Source organism: Caballeronia eucalypticola (assembly GCF_047608185.1).
Classification (GTDB): Bacteria; Pseudomonadota; Gammaproteobacteria; order Burkholderiales; family Burkholderiaceae; genus Caballeronia.
The window spans coordinates 189,750-211,502 of record NZ_JBLKRU010000006.1; the positions used below are offsets into that span (position 1 = coordinate 189,750).

General features: G+C 59.2%; 19 protein-coding genes and 1 tRNA gene. 8 read left to right on the forward strand and 12 right to left on the reverse strand.

Annotation, left to right across the window (positions count from 1 at the left end):
* Positions 1 to 454 precede the first annotated feature (454 nt).
* Positions 455 to 1,750, reverse strand: coding sequence for a ribonucleotide-diphosphate reductase subunit beta (locus ACMX25_RS10075; RefSeq protein ID WP_299717101.1), 1,296 nt, complete (start codon positions 1,748 to 1,750; stop codon positions 455 to 457).
* A gap of 792 nt (positions 1,751 to 2,542) precedes the next feature.
* Positions 2,543 to 2,761 (reverse strand): DUF3820 family protein, encoded by a 219-nt coding sequence (locus tag ACMX25_RS10080; RefSeq protein WP_414949592.1) that lies wholly within the window; start codon positions 2,759 to 2,761, stop codon positions 2,543 to 2,545.
* A gap of 135 nt (positions 2,762 to 2,896) precedes the next feature.
* Between ACMX25_RS10080 and ACMX25_RS10085 the strand changes: the two genes are divergently transcribed.
* Positions 2,897 to 4,294 (forward strand): MFS transporter, encoded by a 1,398-nt coding sequence (locus ACMX25_RS10085; RefSeq protein WP_414949594.1) that lies wholly within the window; start codon positions 2,897 to 2,899, stop codon positions 4,292 to 4,294.
* A gap of 260 nt (positions 4,295 to 4,554) precedes the next feature.
* Here the strand turns inward: ACMX25_RS10085 and ACMX25_RS10090 are convergent, their stop codons facing one another.
* From ACMX25_RS10090 to ACMX25_RS10105, 4 genes are all read right to left on the reverse strand, one after another.
* Positions 4,555 to 7,569 (reverse strand): ribonucleoside-diphosphate reductase subunit alpha, encoded by a 3,015-nt coding sequence (locus ACMX25_RS10090; RefSeq protein ID WP_414949595.1) that lies wholly within the window; start codon positions 7,567 to 7,569, stop codon positions 4,555 to 4,557.
* Between the two features lie 709 nt (positions 7,570 to 8,278).
* Positions 8,279 to 8,863, reverse strand: coding sequence for a 1,6-anhydro-N-acetylmuramyl-L-alanine amidase AmpD (gene ampD, locus ACMX25_RS10095; RefSeq protein ID WP_414949596.1), 585 nt, complete (start codon positions 8,861 to 8,863; stop codon positions 8,279 to 8,281).
* Positions 8,860 to 9,165 (reverse strand): PP0621 family protein, encoded by a 306-nt coding sequence (locus ACMX25_RS10100; protein WP_414949598.1) that lies wholly within the window; start codon positions 9,163 to 9,165, stop codon positions 8,860 to 8,862. The genes ampD and ACMX25_RS10100 overlap by 4 nt, the downstream gene beginning before the upstream one ends.
* Before the next feature lie 51 nt (positions 9,166 to 9,216).
* The gene (locus tag ACMX25_RS10105) at positions 9,217 to 10,176 is read right to left on the reverse strand and encodes a cytochrome C assembly family protein (protein ID WP_414949600.1); all 960 of its coding nucleotides are present in this window, start codon (positions 10,174 to 10,176) and stop codon (positions 9,217 to 9,219) included.
* A gap of 111 nt (positions 10,177 to 10,287) precedes the next feature.
* Here ACMX25_RS10105 and ffh point away from each other — a divergent pair, with 111 nt between their 5' ends.
* Entirely contained in the window at positions 10,288 to 11,655 is a 1,368-nt protein-coding gene (ffh, locus tag ACMX25_RS10110) for a signal recognition particle protein (RefSeq protein WP_414949601.1), read from the forward strand.
* A gap of 131 nt (positions 11,656 to 11,786) precedes the next feature.
* Complete coding sequence (locus ACMX25_RS10115; protein ID WP_299713931.1) at positions 11,787 to 12,338, forward strand: hypoxanthine-guanine phosphoribosyltransferase; 552 nt, start codon at positions 11,787 to 11,789, stop codon at positions 12,336 to 12,338.
* 142 nt (positions 12,339 to 12,480) lie between these two features.
* Here ACMX25_RS10115 and ACMX25_RS10120 read toward each other — a convergent pair whose 3' ends face one another.
* Positions 12,481 to 13,092, reverse strand: coding sequence for a MarC family protein (locus ACMX25_RS10120; RefSeq protein ID WP_414949681.1), 612 nt, complete (start codon positions 13,090 to 13,092; stop codon positions 12,481 to 12,483).
* Position 13,093: 1 nt separating this feature from the next.
* Positions 13,094 to 14,842, reverse strand: a complete 1,749-nt coding sequence (locus tag ACMX25_RS10125) for a proline--tRNA ligase (RefSeq protein WP_414949602.1) — start codon at positions 14,840 to 14,842, stop codon at positions 13,094 to 13,096.
* 240 nt (positions 14,843 to 15,082) lie between these two features.
* On the opposite strand from ACMX25_RS10125, the gene ACMX25_RS10130 reads away from it, so the two are divergent.
* The gene (locus ACMX25_RS10130; protein ID WP_414949604.1) at positions 15,083 to 15,733 is read left to right on the forward strand and encodes an RNA pyrophosphohydrolase; all 651 of its coding nucleotides are present in this window, start codon (positions 15,083 to 15,085) and stop codon (positions 15,731 to 15,733) included.
* 179 nt (positions 15,734 to 15,912) lie between these two features.
* On the forward strand, positions 15,913 to 16,467 hold the full coding sequence (locus ACMX25_RS10135) for a CNP1-like family protein (protein WP_414949606.1): 555 nt from the start codon (positions 15,913 to 15,915) through the stop codon (positions 16,465 to 16,467).
* 148 nt (positions 16,468 to 16,615) lie between these two features.
* On the opposite strand, the gene proB is transcribed toward ACMX25_RS10135, so the two are convergent.
* The 4 genes from proB to rplU all read right to left on the reverse strand — a co-directional run bounded on the left by proB (position 16,616) and on the right by rplU (position 19,713).
* Positions 16,616 to 17,734: a glutamate 5-kinase gene (gene proB, locus ACMX25_RS10140; protein ID WP_414949607.1), complete on the reverse strand. Its 1,119-nt coding sequence runs from the start codon at positions 17,732 to 17,734 to the stop codon at positions 16,616 to 16,618.
* A gap of 48 nt (positions 17,735 to 17,782) precedes the next feature.
* Entirely contained in the window at positions 17,783 to 18,913 is a 1,131-nt protein-coding gene (gene obgE / locus ACMX25_RS10145; protein WP_414949609.1) for a GTPase ObgE, read from the reverse strand.
* 181 nt (positions 18,914 to 19,094) lie between these two features.
* Positions 19,095 to 19,355 carry a 50S ribosomal protein L27 gene (rpmA, locus tag ACMX25_RS10150; RefSeq protein WP_031360734.1) on the reverse strand — a complete coding sequence of 87 codons (261 nt, stop codon included), beginning with the start codon at positions 19,353 to 19,355 and terminating at the stop codon, positions 19,095 to 19,097.
* 43 nt (positions 19,356 to 19,398) lie between these two features.
* Positions 19,399 to 19,713, reverse strand: a complete 315-nt coding sequence (gene rplU / locus ACMX25_RS10155) for a 50S ribosomal protein L21 (protein ID WP_056354755.1) — start codon at positions 19,711 to 19,713, stop codon at positions 19,399 to 19,401.
* A gap of 288 nt (positions 19,714 to 20,001) precedes the next feature.
* Here rplU and ACMX25_RS10160 point away from each other — a divergent pair, with 288 nt between their 5' ends.
* From ACMX25_RS10160 to ACMX25_RS10170, 3 genes are all read left to right on the forward strand, one after another.
* The gene (locus tag ACMX25_RS10160) at positions 20,002 to 20,994 is read left to right on the forward strand and encodes a polyprenyl synthetase family protein (RefSeq protein WP_414949611.1); all 993 of its coding nucleotides are present in this window, start codon (positions 20,002 to 20,004) and stop codon (positions 20,992 to 20,994) included.
* A 31-nt stretch (positions 20,995 to 21,025) separates the two neighbouring features.
* A tRNA-Pro gene (locus tag ACMX25_RS10165) sits at positions 21,026 to 21,102 on the forward strand.
* 184 nt (positions 21,103 to 21,286) lie between these two features.
* Positions 21,287 to 21,688, forward strand: coding sequence for a DoxX family protein (locus ACMX25_RS10170; protein WP_414949612.1), 402 nt, complete (start codon positions 21,287 to 21,289; stop codon positions 21,686 to 21,688).
* Positions 21,689 to 21,753 lie beyond the last annotated feature (65 nt).

Sequence of the window (21,753 nt, forward strand, 5' to 3'; positions counted from 1 at the left end):
GGGTTTGGCCGGTGTTTAACTATTTTAAATCGGCCCCGGCGGGGGGCCCCACCCCCCCCCCCGCGCCAAATTAAGTCAGCACCAGAAGAAGGTGCCGGCAATCGCTTGATCGGGCCGTCGACGCTGCCGACGGCATATTTCGGGGGGAAGTTTGCCCGTCCCACTGAAGGGTCCGCAAAACGCCTGTCATCTTTTTGGGCCGTTAAGCCACAAGGCGCACTTTGCATCAGGCGACCGTTCTCCTAAACCTGTTGGCCGGCGCGCGCGCAATCTTGATCGCACGCAATGGCGCCGGTTTGCCATTCATCCCGCATTCATCCTGCGCGTTTGTCCCGCGCGTTTGTCCCGTCTACTTGGCGCCCGCTGCGGGCGCCCGGTCTTCATTTGATTCGTGCATCTGATACGGATGGCAATGCGTCCATTGCCACCGGCAGACGTTCATTCGCTGACTTTCTTATTCCCAGGTCAGCGCGCCGCCCGTTTGATACTCAATCACTCGCGTCTCGAAGAAGTTGCGCTCCTTCTTCAAGTCGATCATCTCGCTCATCCACGGGAACGGATTTTCTTCGTTCGGGAACAGCGGGTCGAGGCCGATCTGCTGGCAACGACGGTTACAGATGAAACGCAAATAACTCTTGAACATGGAAGCATTCAGACCGAGCACGCCGCGCGGCATCGTGTCTTCTGCGTACCGGTATTCCAGTTCGACGGCTTCCTTGAAGATCTCGCGGATCTCCGCGCGAAACTCCGGCGTCCATAGTTGCGGCTCTTCCAGCTTGATCTGGTTGATCAGGTCGATGCCGAAGTTGCAGTGCATCGACTCGTCGCGCAGGATGTACTGATACTGCTCCGCCGCACCTGTCATCTTGTTCTGGCGACCCAGCGCCAGGATCTGCGTAAAGCCGACGTAGAAGAAGAGCCCTTCCATCACGCAAGCAAACACGATCAGCGACTTCAGCAATTTCTGGTCCGCTTCAAGCGTCCCGGTCGTGAAGGCCGGATCGGTGAGCGTGTTGATAAACGGAATCAGGAACTCGTCTTTCGCGCGAATCGAGTCGACCTCGTGATACGCATTGAAGATTTCGCTCTCGTCCAGACCCAGCGATTCGACGATGTACTGATACGCGTGCGTGTGGATCGCTTCCTCGAATGCCTGGCGCAGCAGGAACTGCCGGCACTCGGGCGCCGTGATGTGGCGATACGTCCCGAGCACGATGTTGTTGGCAGCGAGCGAGTCGGCCGTGACGAAGAAACCGAGGTTGCGTTTCACAATCCGGCGTTCATCGTCGGAAAGGCCGTTCGGGTCTTTCCACAGCGCGATGTCGCGCGACATGTTCACTTCCTGCGGCATCCAGTGGTTAGCACAACCCGCCAGATACTTTTCCCACGCCCACTTGTACTTGAACGGCACCAACTGATTCACGTCGGTCTTGCCGTTGATGATGCGCTTGTCCGCCACATTCACCCGCTTCGCACTGGCCGCCGCGATGTCGCTGGCGCTGGGTGCTGCGGGAGCAACGAAGTCACTTGCAAAAATATTTGGTGCGGCTGATGTTTGATGAGCCGTTTGAAGAACGCCATGACCAGCGGCTTGCGTGGCTGCATGCGAAGTGACTGGAGCTGCAGCGCGCGATGCTTGGCTGACTGCTTGGCTGAAACCCGCAACCTGCCCCGCCGGGTTACGCAACGTGTTGTGTTGCGAACCATTCGAGGGAGTTACGGCAGTGGTCTCGTCATCCCAGTTGAGCATAAATTCTCACCATCAATTTAGATCGGTTTGTACCATCTTTCCATGAGCGATAAAAGAGCTTGCTCATAAAAATCCTGTTTTAGTGTTGACGCTGCTACTTGCATACAACACTTTGCGTTGAGCTCACTGCTTGAAGCTTCATGCGAAGTCTCTTTGAATGTGTTCGATGCAGTGCTTGCTCAGTGCTCCTTCAAGCTCTTTCAGTGTTGCTTTTGCTTGGAGCGCTGCATCGTCCGGCTCTGCTGTGAATCGTGCTGCATGCGGTGCTGCGTTAAGTCTTACGTTGGATCTTGCGTGCGAAGTTCGCGTGGTCGTGAAGCGTGGAAACTAAAGTGGAAACGCAAGCGTGAGATCGAACAGCTTGCACTACATGACTGCTTCGATAAAAACCCGGCGTGTCTCTCTCGCGTCTTTCGCGTTTCACTCACCTTCGCGACTCGTTCGAAGCGGTTGAAACAGCCTTCCGATCGTGAGCTTCGGCGCTTCGCCTCAAGCCACTTTTCGAGTGCGCTCCGGCTCTGAAAAATCTGTTGCACCGAGCTTGCAATTACACGTATCTTGCAGCGGAAAAGAGTCGTTGGCGCGTCTCGTTTCCATGTCGAAAGTGTAGCACTCGATGTCGTCATCGCAAAGGCAAAACCACAAAATATTGGGTGTTCTACGCTCGTGACGACTACCTATAGTGCAAACGGCTACGTCATGCAAGAGCTGATTTCGAAGGTGAAAATGCGCTTTCGAAACCGCTGGAAGCGTAGTCAGATCATCCGTCCGAAGCCGCTTGCACGCGGCGTCTCAACCTTGCCGACAGCGCAGCGGCGTCAGCAATTCGCGCAAGTTGTTGTGATCGATTTCGTGCATCAACGCGAGTAGCCGGCCAAGTTGTCCTGCAGGAAAACCCTCACGCGCAAACCATGCAAGATAGTGACCGGGCAGGTCCGCAAGCAAGCGATCCTTGTACTTTCCATAAGGCATTTTCTGCGTGACGAGACGCTGCAAATCTTCCGGGTCCATCGTCGTTCTCCTCGGGTTTTATCGTCGCTGAATGTCGCTTGCGCGTCAGTCATGTCGGCACTTCGCGATGTCGCTGTCATGATATCGATGCCATAATCCCAGCTTCCCGCCGCGAAGAGATCCCTTCCGTTCTCCATGTCGCTAGCCATCAAAGCTTTCGTTGCCCCTCTCATCGTCGCCTGCGCGATGTTCATGGAAAGCGTCGATGCCAACGTCATCGTCACCGCAATCCCCGAAATGGCCAAAGCATTCGGGCGCGATCCCGTCACGCTGAAGATCGCCGTCACCAGCTACGTGCTCGGCCTCGGGGTCTTCATCCCGATCTGCGGCTGGGTCGCCGACCGCTTCGGCGCGCGCACCATCTTCCGTCTCGCTATCGGCATCTTCGTCGCCGGCTCGCTCTTGTGCGCCGCGTCCACCTCGCTGATCCCGTTCACGCTCGCGCGCTTCGTGCAGGGCGTCGGCGGCGCGATGATGGTGCCGGTCGGGCGGATCATCATCTTCCGCTCGGTACGCCGCTCCGAATTCATCCGCGCGATGAACTACCTCTCGCTGCCCGCCATGCTCGGCCCCGCCGTCGGGCCGCTGCTGGGCGGCTTCATCACCACCTATCTGCACTGGCGCCTGATCTTCTTCATCAACATCCCGATCGGCATCCTTGGCATCTACCTGACGAACCGTTACATCGGTAATGCGCGCGAGCCGCATCCCGGACGGCTCGACTGGTTCGGTTTCTTTTTGTCAGCAAGCGGCGGCACGTTGTTCCTGCTCGGGCTCTCGCTGATTGGCGGCGAGCTGGTCTCCAACCTGACCGCGACGAGCATGACGCTGGGCGGCGTGGCTTTTCTCATCGCGTATTTGCTGCACTCGCGACGCGTAAAAATCCCGCTTCTCGATTTGCGTTTCCTGCGCGTGCCGACGTTCCAGGCGAGCGTGATGGGCGGCTCGCTGTTTCGCATCGGCTTGGGCGCCGTGCCGTTCCTGCTCCCGCTCGCGATGCAGGAAGGGCTCGGCATGAGCGCGTTCAAGTCCGGCTCGATCACCTGCGCGTCTGCGTTCGGCGGCATGTTCATGCGCTCGCTCGCGTCGCGCGTGCTGCACCGGTTTGGCTTCCGGCAGACGCTGATGGTGAACGCGGCGCTGTCGGGTATTGCGATCGCCGCCTGCGGCATGTTCTATCCCGGAACGCCGACGTGGGTCATCTGGTCCGTCGTGCTGCTGGGCGGTTTTTTCCCGGCGTTGCAATTCACGAGCCTCAACTCGCTGACGTATGCCGAAATCGAAAGCCGCGACGTGGGCCGCGCGACGAGTCTCGGGAGTTTTATCCAGCAAGTGTCGCTGGGGTTGGGCGTGACAATCGGCGGGATCGCGCTGCAGATTTCGCATGAGCTGCAGGGACATCCGCACATCGTCTGGTCGGATTTCTGGCCGGCCTTTGTGGTCGTCGGATTGTTCTCGTTCCTTTCGATACCTATTACCGCGAAGCTGGGACACGACGCCGGGCACGAGATATCGAGAGGCACGCGCGGGTGAAGCGGTGTGCGGGGCTTGGCTAAATGCGGTGACAGCACATCCAGCCCCGATTGCGGAAAGAGCAATTGCTTCGGTCCCGTAAGCCGAATCTCAGGCTCTGCAAGCAACGGGAATTCAGCAACCACAAATACAAAAGGCCGGTTCCGAATTCGCCTGCCCTTTCCGCTGTGGGAAGAACCAACGTTTCGTACCGGCCTTCAATCCCACCGACTATCCGACTAGCGAGAGGCCGATTACATCGGCCTCTCGCCCATTACAACTTACTGGCAAGCCTCGCACTCGTCGAAGCCCGCATCGCCCGGACGCATCATGCAAACCGGACCATCGGCTTGCTGTTCCGCCGCAGTGGCAATCGCCGGCGCCGCAACCGCAGCGGCGTTGAAACCACCCGTCGACGATCCATGCGAACCCTGCGAACCAAAACCGTTGCCGTTCGCGCCTGAAGCACCGCCCTCGCCGTTCCCCGAATTACCCGACGGCACCGAGTTCAGCTGACCGTGAGCGACCGTCGACTTCTCGACGTGGGTGGCAGCCATCGTGCGGAGGTAGTAGGTGGTCTTCAGACCGCGCAGCCACGCCAGCTTGTACACCTCGTCCAGCTTCTTGCCCGACGCGCCGCCCATATAGATGTTCAGCGATTGCGCCTGGTCGATCCACTTCTGGCGACGCGATGCTGCTTCCACCACCCACGTAGCATCGAGTTCGAACGCTGTTGCGTAGATTGCCCGCAGGTCAGCCGGAACCCGGTCGATACGCGACAGCGTGCCGTCGAAGTACTTCAGGTCCGAGACCATCACTTCGTCCCACAGGCCGCGTTCCTTCAGGTCACGCACGAGGTAATCGTTCACGACCGTGAATTCACCCGACAGATTCGACTTCACGTACAAATTCTGGAACGTCGGCTCAATACATGCCGACACGCCGATGATGTTCGAAATAGTCGCGGTCGGAGCGATTGCCACGCAATTCGAGTTGCGCATGCCGTAGGTGGCGATCCGCGAACGCAGCTCGGTCCAGTCCATCGACGCGCTGTCGTCCACTTCCACGTACCCGCCGCGGGCTTCGGCCAACAACTTCAGCGAATCCTGCGGGAGAATGCCGCGATCCCACAGCGAGCCGCGATAGCTCGAATAACGGCCGCGCTCTTGCGCCAGTTCCGTCGATGCGTAGTACGCGTAGTAGCAGACCGCTTCCATCGATGTATCGGCGAATTCGACTGCTTCCTTCGACGCATACGGCGTGCGCAGCAAGTGCAGGCAGTCCTGGAAGCCCATGATGCCCATGCCGACCGGACGATGCTTCAGGTTCGAATTACGTGCTTTGGCGACAGCGTAGTAATTGATGTCGATCACGTTGTCGAGCATGCGCATGGCGACGCTGACAGTGCGCTTGAGCTTCTCGTGGTCGAGCGCCAGCGTGCCGTCGGCCTGCTTCTTCATGTGCGCGACGAGGTTCACCGAGCCGAGGTTACACACGGCGATTTCGGTGTCGCTGGTGTTCAGCGTGATTTCCGTGCACAGGTTCGACGAGTGGACAACGCCCACGTGCTGCTGCGGCGACCGGATGTTGCACGGATCCTTGAACGTGATCCACGGGTGACCCGTTTCGAACAGCATGCCCAGCATCTTGCGCCACAGTTGCGCAGCCGGAACCTTCTTGAACAGCTTGATCTCGCCGCGTGCGGCTTTCTCTTCATACGCCACGTACGCTTTTTCAAACGGTGCGCCGAACAGGTCGTGCAGGTCCGGGCAGGTAGCCGGCGAGAACAGCGTCCAGTCGCCGCCTTCGTGAACGCGCTTCATGAACAGGTCGGGAATCCAGTTCGCCGTGTTCATGTCGTGCGTGCGGCGACGGTCATCGCCCGTGTTCTTGCGCAGTTCCAGGAATTCTTCAATGTCCAGATGCCACGTTTCCAGGTACGCGCAGACCGCGCCCTTGCGCTTGCCGCCCTGATTCACCGCGACGGCCGTGTCGTTCACGACCTTCAGGAACGGCACCACGCCTTGCGACTTGCCGTTCGTGCCCTTGATGTGCGAACCGAGCGCACGCACGCGCGTCCAGTCGTTGCCCAAGCCGCCCGCGAACTTCGACAGCAGCGCATTTTCCTTCAGCGCTTCGTAGATACCGTCGAGATCGTCGGCCACCGTCGTCAGATAGCACGACGACAATTGCGAACGGCGCGTGCCGGAGTTGAACAGCGTTGGAGTGGACGACATGAAGTCGAAGCTCGACAGCACGTTATAGAACTCGATTGCCCGCGCCTCGCGGTCAATTTCGTTCAGCGCCAGGCCCATTGCAACGCGCATGAAGAACGCCTGCGGCAATTCGATGCGCTTGGTTTCGTTGTGCAGGAAGTAGCGGTCATACAGCGTCTGCAGGCCGAGATAGCCGAATTGCAGATCGCGGTCAGCGTCGAGCGCGGCGCCCAGGCGCTTCAAGTCGTACTGCTGGAGTTTTTCGTCGAGCAGTTCCGCTTCCACGCCCTGCTTGATGAACAGCGGGAAATATTCAGCGTAACGCGTGGCCATTTCGCCTTGCGAGACGTCTTCTTCCAGGATTTCGCGACGGATGGTGTGCAGCAGGATACGCGCGGTGACCTGGCTGTACGCCGGGTCCTTTTCGATCATGGTGCGCGCGGCAAGAATGGCCGAGTCGTAGACTTGCGCCATCGGCACGCCGTCGTACAGGTTCTTCACCGTTTCCGCGACGATCGGGTCAGCGTTCACTTCGCTGCCGAGATTCACGCACGCTTCGTTGATGCGCGCCTTCAACGCGTCGAGATCCAGCGGATGCGACACGCCGTTATCGATCACGTTGATGCCCAGCGCGTTCGCGCGCGTTTCCGGTGCATGCGCGCGCTCTTGCGTGCGCTTCTCGCGATACAGCACGTATGCGCGCGCCACGTTGTGCTCGCCGCCGCGCATCAGCGCGAGTTCGACTTGATCCTGGATATCTTCGATATGAAACGTACCGCCGTTCGGACGGCTGCGAACCAGCGCCCGGACCACGCTTTGCGTCAGTTGTTCGACCAGCTCGCGCACGCGCGCCGAGCCTGCGCCCTGACCGCCGTTCACCGCCAGGAAAGCCTTCGTCACAGCGATGGAGATCTTCGACGGCTCGAACGACACCACGGTCCCGTTGCGGCGGATGACTTTGTAGTCGGCCAGTGTGGCGTCCGGCGCGAGCGAGCTGTTGCTCGGCTGCTGACCCTGTACGCCGATGGGCCGCACGGAGGCGCCCTCGTAGGAAGTCGTGGCGTTGTCGGTGGTTTGCATGTGCAAATCTCCAGGTGTTCGATAGTGCGGAACGTCCGCGGATTGTTGAGATGCGTGCCGCGCGTGGTGGTCGCCTGATGCTGCTTTGTTGCTGCTCACTACTGCGTTTTCCTACCTTGCCAACCACGCACGACGATGAAATTGAAAACTGAAAATGGCTTTGCCGGGAAAATCGCCGGTGCCGTTCTTGCGTCTGGTCCAATGATTTTTCCATGGACCAGTACGCTTCAAACTGACGAAGACAACCTCTCTTGCGACGCCTGTTTGCCTCGGTCTTTCAAACTGCATGTCGACGTTTTTTACGCGACAAATCAGTTGCTTATCCGGTGTTTTCTTCTATGGCCGGGAAAGCATACGGCGCCGGCTCTACGAGCGGGGCGCCGCTTGGACAACACAACATATAGTGCGAAATACGTCCCTGAGCACCAAGTATAGTGGCATTCCGCACAGTCTCAAAAACTTTTATTTGCTGAAGAATAGCCTTGGAGGGTTGACTTTTGAAATGCCAAAGTCAGATAAGGGATAGCGCGCCAAGGTGCCGGGAACACACGCAAACTCGCTGCAATGCAAAAAGAAAGCGGCGCGGATTCATTGGCAGCGATCAGGCATAGCTGGCGCCAATCCAGCGAACGATGGCAAGCCGCAGCGCGTCAAAATAGCTCACGTCGCTCAGTGACTCACTTGCAATCAAGGGCAAGCGAGCATCGAATCAAACGTTGGCGAGATAGGGAAAGTACCGAGGCGGAAGTTGTGTATCGCGTTGCAATCGCCACCATTCAAAGTACGGGCCGGGATCCGTTTTACGACCCGGTGCGATGTCCGAGTGACCGGCTAGTGCTTCGATCGGATAACGTCGGGTGAGCGCCTGGATTACATCGTTGAGCGACGTGTATTGCGCGTCCTCGAACGCACATCGATCACTGCCCTCCAGTTCGATGCCCACCGAAAAGTCGTTGCATCGTTCACGGCCAAGAAAGCTCGACACGCCCGCGTGCCATGCGCGCTCGTTGCACGACACGTACTGCTCGATGCGGCCATCGCGATGAATCACGAAGTGCGACGAGACTCGCATGCCGCGCAAGTGGTCGTAGTACGGATGTGCGTCGTGGTCGAGACGGTTCTGGAAGAACTCGGCGATGGCGCTGCCGCCGAATTCATCGGGCGGCAGGCTCATGTTGTGAACCACAACGAGCGTGGGCTCGATGCCCCCCGGACGCGCTTCGAAATTCGGAGACGGCAGCTGGAGCGCCGCCGTGTACCAGCCGTTTGCATCGATCAAACCAGCCACGCTCATCGAGCGTCGCGGCCAGTGGGATGAGTGGCGTAGCGCTGGGCGTGATCGGAACAGCAGAAGCGATGCCCGGCCGCGACAATCGCTTCGCTACTCGGCGTATGCACGCCGCATTCGGCGCAGCGCACGAGGGCATCAGGGAGTTGCGGCGCGGAGCTCGAAGCCGAAGGACCACGAGAAGCGCGCGTGGCGCCTCCACCTTGTGGACCTGTTTGCGCGCCGGCGGGAGCCTGAGCGCGCTTGAGCTTCTTGAACAGCCACTGGCTCGCGAAGAACACAAAAATCAGCAGAAGAAGTTGGCGCATGATCTTACTAATAGTAGAGGCAATGAGAGGCCGGGGTTTCAGCTAACCGCGTCAAACGACCGCTCGATGCAGCAACACTTCGAACACGAAGCGGCTGCCCACATAAGCGAGCAGCAACGCGACGAACGAAGCCAGCACCCAGCGCAACGCGGCGCGACCGCGCCAGCCCGACACGCGGCGAGCGGTCAGCAGCGCGCCGAACATCAGCCACGACAAAATGGCGAACACGGTCTTGTGATCGAGTTTGAACGCTTTGTCGACGAGTTGCTCGTTGAACGCGACCCCCGATATAAGCGTGAGCGTCAGCAGCACGAAACCCGCAGCAATCAGGCGGAACAATAATTTTTCCAGCGTGAGCAATGGCGGGAGGGTATCGAGCCAGCTCGACACCCAGCTATTCGATGTATGCCGCGTGCTCGTTCCGCGCATGTTCTGCAGACGCTTTTCGACCATCAGCATCAGGATGGCGTGAAGCGCGGCAATCGCGAACAGCCCGTACGCAATATTCGCAATCAGGAAGTGCAGCTTGAACATGGGCGCAGCGGCATACGGCAGCACGCGTACGCCGCCAAAAATCAGCGGCATGACCGAAGCCACGCAAGCTAGCGGCAGCACGAGCAAGCGCAAGCCGTCGAGCGGGAAGAAAAAGCTTTCTATCCAGTAGATGCCAGCGCCCAGCCAGAACATGGCGGAGAGTGCGAAGGCGAAACCGAACACCATCGCGTTCTGCGGAAAGATGGTGGTGTGCAGCAAGACGCCGTGTACGAGCAACGCGACGCCGAGCAATACGCGCCCCATCGCGCTCATGCCTGACGCCTTCGATGCCCGGCCGCGCCGCATGGAGTCGGCCATGCCGGGGTTCATTCCGGTCGTCATGCCACCCGCCAGGCGACCGCCCGCCGGCATGCCCGCCAGCGCCGGCTCGACGGCCGTGTTGCGATGCGCGCGCCAGCCAGCTACGGCAAGTCCGCCGTAGAGAAGCGCAGTGAGGGCATACAGTACAATATCCATGTTCGAAGTTTACACCAGGCCCTGAAGCCACGACGTCTTCCCCCTCTTGCCAGGTCGTCTTGAAGCAAGAGCCGTCAGGACGCCGGTACTCATACGCTCTCACACGCTCCCATGCTCGACACACTCACTACACGGATGGCGCGCGTCGTCAAGACGCTGCGCGGCGAAGCCCGGCTCACCGAGGCTAACACGCAGGAAATGCTGCGCGAAGTACGCCTGGCGCTGCTCGAGGCCGACGTCGCGTTGCCGGTCGTGCGCGAATTCATCGCGAAAGTGAAGGAGAAAGCGCTCGGCGAAGAAGTGCTGTCCAGCTTGTCGCCGGGTCAGGCTCTCGTTGGCGTGGTGCAGCGCGAGCTGACGGCGATCATCGGCGGGGATTACGAGGGTAAGGCCGTCGAGCTGAATCTCGCGGTCACGCCGCCGGCCATCATCCTGATGGCCGGCTTGCAAGGCGCGGGTAAAACCACCACGTCAGGCAAGCTCGCCAAGCTGCTGCGCGAGAAACACAAGAAAAAAGTGCTGACGGTTTCCGTCGACGTGTATCGTCCGGCCGCTATTCAGCAGTTGAAAACGGTGACCGAGCAAGTCGGCGCGGACTTTTTCCCGTCGGAGCCGGATCAGAAACCGGCCGATATCGCCCGTGCGGCGGTGGATTGGGCGAAACGCCATTTCCACGACGTGCTGATCGTCGATACGGCCGGCCGGCTCGGTATCGACGAAGCGATGATGAAGGAAATCGCCGAGCTTCACGCCATCCTGAAGCCCGCGGAAACGCTTTTCGTCGTCGACGCCATGCTCGGCCAGGACGCCGTGAACACTGCGAAGGCGTTCAGCGACGCGCTGCCGCTGACCGGCGTGGTGCTGACCAAGCTGGACGGCGATTCACGCGGTGGCGCGGCGCTTTCCGTGCGCCATGTGACCGGCAAGCCGATCAAGTTCGTGGGTGTTGCCGAAAAACTGGACGGGCTGGAAGTGTTCCACCCGGACCGGATGGCGAACCGGATTCTCGGCATGGGCGACATCCTTGCCCTGGTCGAAGAAGCGCAGAAAGGCGTGGACGGCGCGGCCGCGCAAAAACTCGCCGATAAAGTCAAGAAAGGCGGCGATTTCGACCTGAACGACTTCCGCGCACAACTTGCGCAGATGAAGAACATGGGCGGTTTGTCGTCGTTGATGGACAAGCTGCCGGCGCAGTTCCAGCAGGCCGCGGCGGGCGCGAACATGGGCATCGCGGAAAAACAGATGCGCCGGATGGAAGGCATCATCAATTCCATGACGCTAGTGGAACGCGCGAAACCCGACCTGATCAAGGCGCAGCGCAAGCGCCGTATTGCAGCGGGTGCGGGCGTGCAGGTCCAGGAAGTCAACCGCATGCTCGCTCAATACGAACAGATGCGCGGCATGATGAAAAAGCTCAAGGGCGGCAATCTGCAGAAAATGATGCGCGGCATGAAGGGCATGATGCCCGGCATGCGTTGAAGTTTTTGATCTCGGCCCAGCTTCGATTTTTTTGGCCCGCGTTTCGTTGAGGAACGCGGGTTTATTATGTGGTGGCGCGCGCTCTGCGCCTCGTTTCCCTTTTGTAGCTCTACACCCTCGCCGCCTGCCCTATGAATCGCGAAGAAGCACTCCACATTTTCAGCCACTCCGAAGAGATTGTTTCGGCGCAGGACGTGACCGCGTCGATCGAAAGCATGGCGAAAGCCATCGGAGCGAGCACCGGCGAAGAGTTTCCGCTTGTGCTGTCCGTCATGGGTGGCGCGGCCGTGTTCACCGGCATGCTGCTGCCGCATCTCGACTTTCCCCTTGAGTTCGACTACATCCACTTGACGCGGTATCGGAACACGACCAAAGGCGGCGACAAGATGGAATGGCGCGTGGCGCCGGCGGAAGCGGTGAAAGATCGCGTGGTGCTGGTGCTCGATGACATCCTGGATGAAGGCGAGACCATGGCCGCTATCCGCGACCGCATCATGGCCATGGGCGCGAAGAAATTCCTCTCGGCCGTGCTGTGCGAGAAGCTCATCAATAAAGAGAAGCCGTTGCGGCCGGACTTTTGCGGCTTCGAAGTGCCGGACCGGTATGTGTTCGGCTGCGGCATGGACGCGAAGGGATACTGGCGCAACCTGCCGACCATCCGGGCGCTGACGGAAGGCGCGTGATGTGTCGCTGAGGATTGAGGTGCGGCGATCGGCCGCATCAGTTGCTTGGCGGTGAACGCAAGGCACCGAAGATTAAAAGGCCGTTTCAACGTAAGTTGAAACGGCCTTTGTACGTTCATCGTCCGGAACATCTTCAGTCAGCTCAGCTACTCGCAGCCAACTGATGCACAAACGTCCGTATTCCGGTGAGGATCATTTCCACCGATATCGCGACCAGCACCAACCCCATCAGCCTTTCAAACGCCGTGACCGCGCGTTCGCCCAACCAATGCTGGATCTTCTCGGCCAGCACCAGCACGACCGCGCAGACCATCATGGTGACCGTCAGCGCGCCGACCCACTCCCACATCTGCCCGGGTGCTTGCGATGTCAGCAACATCACCGTCGCCAGCGCCGACGGACCGGCCAGCGCGGGAATGGCCAACGGCACGATCAGCGGTTCGCCACCGCGTGAATCACCGCCCATCGGACCATCGGGATGCGGAAAAATCATGCGCAGCGCGATCAGGAACAGCACAATCCCGCCGCCCAGCCGCAACGATAAATCCGTCAGGCTCATCGCGCGAAGAAAGCGGTCGCCGACCAGCATGAATACCAGCAAGATCCCAAAGGCGATGGCAACTTCCCGCAAGATCACCACCCGCCGGCGTTCCTTTGCCACACCACGCAATGCGTTGATGAAGATCGGGATATTGCCAAGCGGATCGGTGATCAGGATGAGCAGCACCGTCGCCGAGAGGAAGTTGTACTGCACGTTACTGGGCCACTCCACGGGCCAATGCAGCGCGCACCTTCTCGATCACGATGTTGGCCGCGTCGTCCACCGGCAGCAATGTAGCTTCAGCGTCGCGTCGTGCCTGGTATTCGAGCTTGCCGTCCTTAAGTCCGCGGTCACCAATCACCAGCCGGTGCGGCACGCCAATGAGTTCCCAATCAGCGAACATGACGCCGGGGCGCTCGCCGCGATCATCGAGAACCACGTCGATGCCCGCAGCCTGCAGCGCCGCGTAGAGCTTGTCGGCTTGCTCGCGAACGGCGTCGCTGCGGTCGTAGCCCATCGGGCACAACACGACTTCGAACGGTGCAATCGATTCCGGCCAGATGATGCCCTTGGCGTCGAAATTCTGTTCGATCGCAGCGCCCAAAATGCGCGTGATACCAATGCCGTAGCAGCCCATTTGCATGGGCGCGGGCTTGCCGTTTTCATCGAGGAACGACGCGCCCATGGCATCCGAATACTTCGTGCCGAGCTGGAACACGTGACCCACTTCAATGCCGCGGCAGATTTCCAGCGTGCCCTTGCCGTCGGGCGACGGATCGCCGGCCAGCACATTGCGGATGTCCGCCACGACCGGTTCCGGCAGATCACGTCCCCAGTTCACGCCGGTGGTGTGATAGTCGACTTCATTCGAGCCCACCACGAAATCGCTCATGTTCGCGACCGTGCGGTCCGCGATCACCTTGATCGGCTTCTTCGTATTGAGCGGGCCGAGATAACCGGGCGGCGTGCCGAATGTATCGATAATTTCAGCTTCGGTAGCGAAGCGATAACCCGCCAGACCTGGCTGCTTGTTCGCCTTGATGTCATTGAGCGAATGGTCACCGCGCAACATCAATAGCCAGATGGTCGGCTCGGCACCTTCGTTTTCCGTCGCAAGGATGATCGACTTGATCGTGCGTTCCAGCGGAATGTTCAGCAGTTCCGCGACCGCTTCGCACTTCGCCTTGCCCGGCGTGGCCGTCTTCTTCATCTCTTCGGCAGGCGCCGCGCGCGTTGCATTCAGCGGCAGCGCATCGGCGGCTTCCACGTTTGCGGCGTAATCCGAGGTCGGGCAATACGCGATAGCGTCTTCGCCGGTATCGGCGATCACGTGAAATTCATGCGAACCGCTGCCGCCGATCGAGCCGTTGTCTGCCGCGACCGCACGGAATTCCAGGCCAATACGCGTGAAAACACGCACGTAGGCATCGAACATTTTCTTGTACGACTCGGCGAGGCTCGCCTGGTCGCGATCGAAGGAATACGCGTCCTTCATGATGAATTCGCGCCCGCGCATCACGCCGAAACGCGGCCGGATTTCATCGCGGAACTTGGTCTGGATCTGGTAGAAATTGACCGGCAGTTGCCGGTAGCTCTTGATCTCGCGCCGCGCGATGTCCGTCACCACTTCTTCGTGCGTCGGTCCGAGCACGAAGTCGCGGTCATGGCGATCCTTGATACGCAGCAATTCCGGACCGTACTGGTCCAGGCGTCCCGATTCCTGCCAGAGTTCGGCCGGTTGCACGCCGGGCATCAACAATTCGAGCGCGCCGGCCCGGTTCATTTCTTCACGCACGATCGCTTCCACCTTGCGAATGGAACGCAGGCCGATAGGCAGATAGCTATAGATACCGCCTGCCACGCGGCGAATCATGCCCGCACGCATCATGAGTTGGTGGCTGACGATTTCCGCGTCGGTGGGAGCTTCCTTCAGGGTGCCAATAAAGAAACGGGATGCTTTCATTCAAAAATTTTCCAATGCGGGAGCGCGTCGATTGAATGGGTTTGTCGCCCAAACCTGCGGAACATGCAGAACGTGCGGAACAAGTGAACGACGGGACAGCGATGCGGTAAGGCGTTAGCCACCCGCCCCAGCATCCCGGGCACCGAAGCGAAACGAACCCCGATTCGGGTTCGTGCCGGTGCGCCAGGCCCGTTATCTGTTTATAATCAAAGCAATTTTAAAGGATTCGAAGGTGGTTGTATGCTGGATCGTGAAGGCTTTCGCCCGAACGTCGGCATCATCCTCTTGAACGCGCACAACGAAGTGTTTTGGGGCAAACGGCTGCGTGAACATTCCTGGCAGTTTCCGCAGGGGGGCATCAAGTACGGCGAGACCCCCGTGCAAGCGATGTATCGGGAGTTACACGAAGAAACCGGTTTGCTTCCGGAGCACGTGAAGGTCGTGGGTCGGACCCGCGACTGGCTGCGTTATGAGGTGCCGGACAAGTTCATCAAGCGCGAGGTGCGCGGGCATTATCGCGGACAGAAACAGATTTGGTTTTTGTTACGCATGGTAGGCCGCGACTGTGACATTTGTTTGCGTGCGACTGATCATCCGGAATTCGATGCCTGGCGGTGGAATGAGTATTGGGTCCCGCTTGATGCGGTGATCGAGTTCAAGCGGGATGTTTATCAGCTTGCGCTCACGGAACTTTCGCGCTTTCTCAGGCGAGCAGTTGTGCGTGCTGAGCGCGCGGAACGTATGGCGCATCACGCCAATCGTTATCCGCGTGTGATTCAGGGCATGACCATGGAAGATGCGACCGTTTCTGCTAACGGTAGTGTCATTCAGGCAGAATGTTCGGTGACCGAAGAGCTGCACATCTACGCACAACGTCCTTCGCGGGATTAGGACGTGTGTCATCCGAAGCGGCGGTGCGGCAACGCACGCCGCTTTTTTTCGTGCAGCGTCGAAGGCTGGGTTTGCGTGCTTGACATGCCAGCGTTTCCCTTCAAGGGACAAAACGCGGCGTCATCACGCGGCACGATCAATTTGCAGTCGCTTCTGCATCAACCTCGGGAAATCAAGAATTGAAAGCCATTGCATTGTTCGCGGCATCCGCGGCAGCCCTTGTCGTGCTCGCCGGTTGCGGCAGTTCCAACCCGTCCAACAAGGACGACAGCGCGTTCGTCTACCTCATGGACCGCGCGCCGAATTGGACCGAAAACAAGGTGGATACCCTGCCTCCGCTGCCAAAAGATGCCAATCTCCTTGAAATTACGGTGTCGAACAATACGCCGCTGAGTTTTTTCATCGATAAAAACTCGCTTACCGTAGGCACCGACGGCGTGATCCGCTACACAATCGTCGTGAAAAGCCCGGCTGGCGCGCGCAACGTCAATTACGAAGGCATTCGCTGCGACAACTATAACTGGCGCCTGTATGCGAGCATTAATGAGGACCAAACCGACTGGGACCGCACGGTCGAAAACGATTTTCGACGGATTGAAAACGGCGAGTTAAACGCCTATCACGCCGCCTTGTATCAGGATTATTTCTGCGTGAACAAGCTGCCGTCAGGGCCAGCGCAGCAGATTTTGTCGAATATTCAGGCGAAGCGGACGGCGGTTTCGAACTATCACTGAAGCGGATGACTATTGAAAAAGCCTGCTGCGTGTGACGGTCAGTATGCTTTTTTCTAATTTTCCGTTGAGAATTTGCGACTTTTGAGGAAATAAACGAAAAATCCGCCAATTGGCGGATTTTTCGCTTCTGAGCACCCAACGTGGCTGCTTATGCCAAAACCAGGTTGTCTCGATGTATCAACTCAGGTTCGAGCATATATCCCAGCACCGTTTCGATTTCACCACTCGGCCGGCGCTGGATCAGCCGCGCCTCAGAGCTGCTGTAGTTCGTAATACCGCGCGCCACTTCCTGACCGCCCGGATTCATGCACGCGATCACATCACCACGCGCGAACGCGCCGTGTACATCGATCACGCCAATTGGCAGCAAGCTTTTGCCGTCTGCGGTAAGCTTTTCGACCGCACCGTTGTCGATAACCACGTGGCCACGCACCTGCAAATGATCGGCCATCCATTGCTTACGGGCCGCCATGCGGGCTGTCCGCGCCATGAGTTGTGTACCGATCATCTCGCCCGACGCCAGCCGGGTCAGCACATCCGACTCTCGCCCGCTAGCGATGACCGTATTCGCGCCGCTATGCGCCGCGCGTTTCGCGGCGAGAATCTTGGTCAGCATGCCGCCGCGCCCCAGGCTAGAACCCGCGCCGCCCGCCATGGCTTCGAGTTCGGGCGTGCCCGCGTCAGCCTGTTCTACCAGCGTGGCCATGGGGTCGCGCCGTGGGTCGGCGGTAAACAGGCCGCGCTGATCGGTGAGGATAATCAGCGCGTCGCCTTCTATGAGATTCGCCACTAACGCGCCGAGCGTGTCGTTATCGCCGAATTTGATTTCGTCGGTGATGACGGTGTCGTTTTCATTGATGATGGGCACGCAACCCAGACGTAGCAGGGTGAGCAGCGTTGAGCGTGCGTTCAGATAGCGTTCACGGTCGGCGAGATCGGCGTGCGTCAGCAGAATCTGCGCGGTCCGCATGCCATGTTTAGCGAAACTGCTTTCATAGACCTGCGCCAAACCCATTTGCCCGACCGCCGCTGCAGCCTGCAACTCGTCTATTTCACGCGGCCGCTTCGTCCAGCCCAGCCGATGAATGCCCTCGGCAATCGCGCCCGAACTGACCAGAACGACTTCCTTGCCCTGCCCGCGCAACGCTGCAATCTGCGCGGCCCAGCGCGCGATGGCCGCGTGGTCGAGCCCGCGCCCGTCGTTGGTTACCAGGCTCGATCCCACTTTCACTACGAGTCGCTTCGAAGCGGCTATGACGGAACGCATCTGACGCATTTCTCCTCGGATTTGCCTCGATAACCACGGGCCAGACTTTTACGCTTCGTCTTCGTCTTCGTCGACCCCCGGCGCGCGCTGCGGCGCCACGACGGCGGGTTCGTCGCGGAAACGGACATCCGCGGCGAGATCTTCGGCTTCCGCCGCCCGCGATGCATCCGAGTTCTTCGAGATGTAATCGAAGATGGCGTAGGTCAGGCTTTCGCAACCTTGCCCTGTGAGCGCCGAGATTTCGAACACCGGACCGTCCCATTCATAACGCTTGATGAAGTCGGCGACGCGCGATTTACGTTCGTCGTCCGGCACCATGTCGAGCTTGTTCAGCACCAGCCAACGCGGTTTTTCGTATAGCGCTTCGTCGTACTTGCGCAATTCGTTGACGATCGCGCGCGCTTCCACGACAGGATCGACCGCGTCGTCGAACGGGGCCAGATCGACGAGATGCAGCAGCACGCCGGTGCGCTGCAAGTGCCGCAGGAAGCGGTGACCCAGACCCGCGCCTTCCGCCGCGCCTTCGATCAAACCCGGAATATCCGCGATGACGAAGCTCTTTTCCGGTCCCACACGCACCACGCCGAGATTCGGTGCGAGCGTGGTGAACGGATAGTCGGCAATTTTCGGCCGCGCATTCGACACCGCCGTGATGAACGTGGACTTGCCCGCGTTCGGCATGCCGAGCAGACCGACGTCGGCGAGCACTTTCAACTCGAGGCGCAACATACGCCGGTCGCCCGGCTTGCCTTCCGTCTTCTGACGCGGCGCGCGGTTCGTACTTGACTTGAAGTGCAGGTTGCCGAGACCGCCCGCGCCGCCGTGCGCAATCAACACGCTCTGGTTGTGCTCGGTCAGATCGGCGATCAACTCACCCGTCTCCGTGTCCGCGATGATCGTGCCGACCGGCATGCGCAAAATGATGTCGTCGCCGCCCTTGCCGTAACAGTCGGCGCCGCGGCCGTTTTCGCCGTTGCGCGCCTGGTGTTTCTTCGCATACCGGTAGTCGATCAGCGTGTTGATGTTGCGGTCTGCAACCGCATACACGCTGCCGCCCCGGCCGCCGTCGCCGCCATCCGGTCCGCCGAACGGGACGAACTTCTCGCGCCGCATCGACGCGCTGCCATCCCCTCCGTCGCCGGCGATGACTTCAATTCTCGCTTCGTCAATGAACTTCATGAGTTGCTCCGTCCCGTGTTTCAGCGGTGTTCCGCTATTCTGCCGCGACCAGCCGATGCCAGCCACTAGACCATTCGATATATGTCACTGCCTGGCCGCGTCAATCAAGCCAGCCAATGAAAAAAGCCCCGCGAACTTCGCGGGGCCTTTTCCGGTCCTGAAGCCCGTGCCTGATTACACCTTAGGCAGCCGGGACAACGTTGACCAGATGCTTCTTTGCTGCGCCCTTCGTCGAAAACGTGACGTGGCCGTCGGTCAGCGCGAACAAGGTGTGATCCTTGCCCATGCCGACGTTATCGCCCGGGTGCATGCGCGTGCCGCGCTGGCGAACAATGATGCCGCCTGCGTTGATAGCCTGGCCGCCGTAAACCTTCACGCCGAGGCGCTTTGATTCAGAGTCGCGACCATTGCGGGATGACCCGCCTGCTTTTTTGTGTGCCATTTAATAGCTCCTTGACCGTTTAGCTTAATCGACTCGACGACGCTTACGCGGCGTTGATAGCGTCGATACGCAGTTCGGTGTAGTTCTGGCGATGGCCAGCGTGCTTTTGGTAGTGCTTCCGGCGACGCATCTTGAAGATCGTGACCTTCTTGTGACGACCTTGGGACACGACGGTACATGTGACGGAAGCCCCACTGACCAGCGGTGCACCGAACTGAATCGATTCACCTTCGCCTACTGCGAGAACCTGGTCGAGCGTGATTTCAGCGTCAATGTCTGCCGGTATCTGTTCTACTTTCAATTTTTCGCCGACAGCAACCTTATACTGCTTGCCACCGGTTTTTATGACCGCGTACATTGAGAACCTCACTCTGAATTCATTTTTCCGCACACCGTGCGCGAAAACGCGTGATTATACAGAGAGTTAGGTTCTCCGTCAAAACCTTGTGCGTCGCGAAAACTGGGGCGCTTCAGACCGGACAGAGCAACGTACACGGACCATGCGCGCACCATTATCGCGATTTTGCCGCCTGACGCCGTCCATCAGGCTTGTCGCAGCGCCCCGCGCGGTTCATCCGCGGCGTCTTTAGAGGCGGCTATCGGCCGATTCGCCTTATAATTCGCGGCACTACCCTAATTGCCGATCATGTCGTCCACTGCCATTTCCTCCCCAAACGCCGCCAACGTGCTCGAGCCTATCGCCGAGGACATGAAGCAGGTCAATCGCGTCATCCGGCAGCGCCTGGCGTCCGAAGTGATGCTGATCAACCAGATTTCCGAGTACATCATCGGCGCCGGCGGCAAACGGCTCCGGCCCGCGTTGCTGTTGCTGGTCGCCGGCGCGCTCGGCGACACCACCGGGCACCGGCATGAGCTGGCCGCGGTCGTCGAGTTCATTCATACGGCCACGCTGCTGCACGATGACGTTGTCGATGAATCCGATCTCCGGCGCGGCCGCAAGACCGCGAACGCGCTGTTCGGCAATGCGGCAAGCGTGCTCGTCGGCGACTTCTTATACTCACGCTCCTTCGAAATGATGGTCGGCGTAGGCAAGATGCGCGTGATGGAGATCCTGTCGGTTGCGACCAACGTGATCTCGGAAGGCGAAGTGCTGCAGTTGCTCAACATGCACGATCCGGACGTGGACGAAGCGCGTTACATGCAGGTGATCCGCTACAAGACGGCCAAGTTGTTCGAAGCAGCGGCGCAACTGGGCGCGGTTTTGTCGGGGTCGGATGCCCGGACGGAAGCGGCGGCGGCGGAGTTTGGCCGCCGTATCGGCACAGCGTTCCAGATCATGGACGACTGGCTCGATTACACCGGCACGGCGGAATCGATGGGGAAAAATGCCGGAGACGATCTGCGTGAAGGCAAACCCACGCTGCCCCTCATCTATCTGATGGAGCATGGTTCGGCTGAACAGGCAGCGCTCGCGCGCGAGGCGATCGAACAAGGTGGCACCGATAAATTCGATACCATCTTTGAAGCCATCACGACGTCTGGTGCGCTCGATCACACGTTGAAATGTGCACGTCAGGAAGCTCAGGCAGCAGCGGATGCAATTTCTTCGTTTCCAGATTCCATTTTTAAAGAGAGCCTGCTAGAATTATGTTCTTACTCGACGGCAAGACAGTCCTGAAAAGGAAACGAACCGTCTCAGAGTGAACATTCGGGGTGTAGCTTAGCCTGGTAGAGCGCTACGTTCGGGACGTAGAGGCCGGAGGTTCGAATCCTCTCACCCCGACCAGAATTGATAAAAAACCGCCCAGCTTGCTGGGCGGTTTTTTGTTTTGGGCCATCGATTTTCGGAGTCTCGTGTCTTGGGCTCTCGTGTCAAACCTGGCGCAAGGTTCGCGCTGTCATCGAATAAGACTCAACCACACGGCGCTTGCTCATTCATGTCTTCACTCAGATTTTCATCGGCTAGAAGAATGTCTGCGGGCCAGCGCATTGGACTGTGGTTCGTATTCTTGTATTTTCTGATCGGCGGCGCGTGCCACTTCTTGTACATGCCGCTCTTCGTGCAAATCGTGCCGCCTTATATTCCCTTCCCGCTTCTGGCCGTCATTGTGAGCGGCGTGTTCGAGTTGCTGGGTGCGGCAGGCGTGATGATCAAACGCACGCGAAGTGCAGCGGGCATTGGGCTGACGTTACTGACCATTGCCGTTACGCCCGCCAACATATTCCATGTATCAGCACGCGGATCAGTTTCCACAAGTTCCATCGTGGCTATTGCTCGTGCGGTTGCCGTTGCAGCTTGTGCTGATTGCTTGCATTTTATGGAGCACGCGAGAGCGCGCTTAGCGCGATTCGCACTTGGCTCGCTGAACTAACCACTGCGTGACGTGATGCCCGAGCCGCGCTCCTATAATGCCGAAGGCACCACTTGGCGGTCACG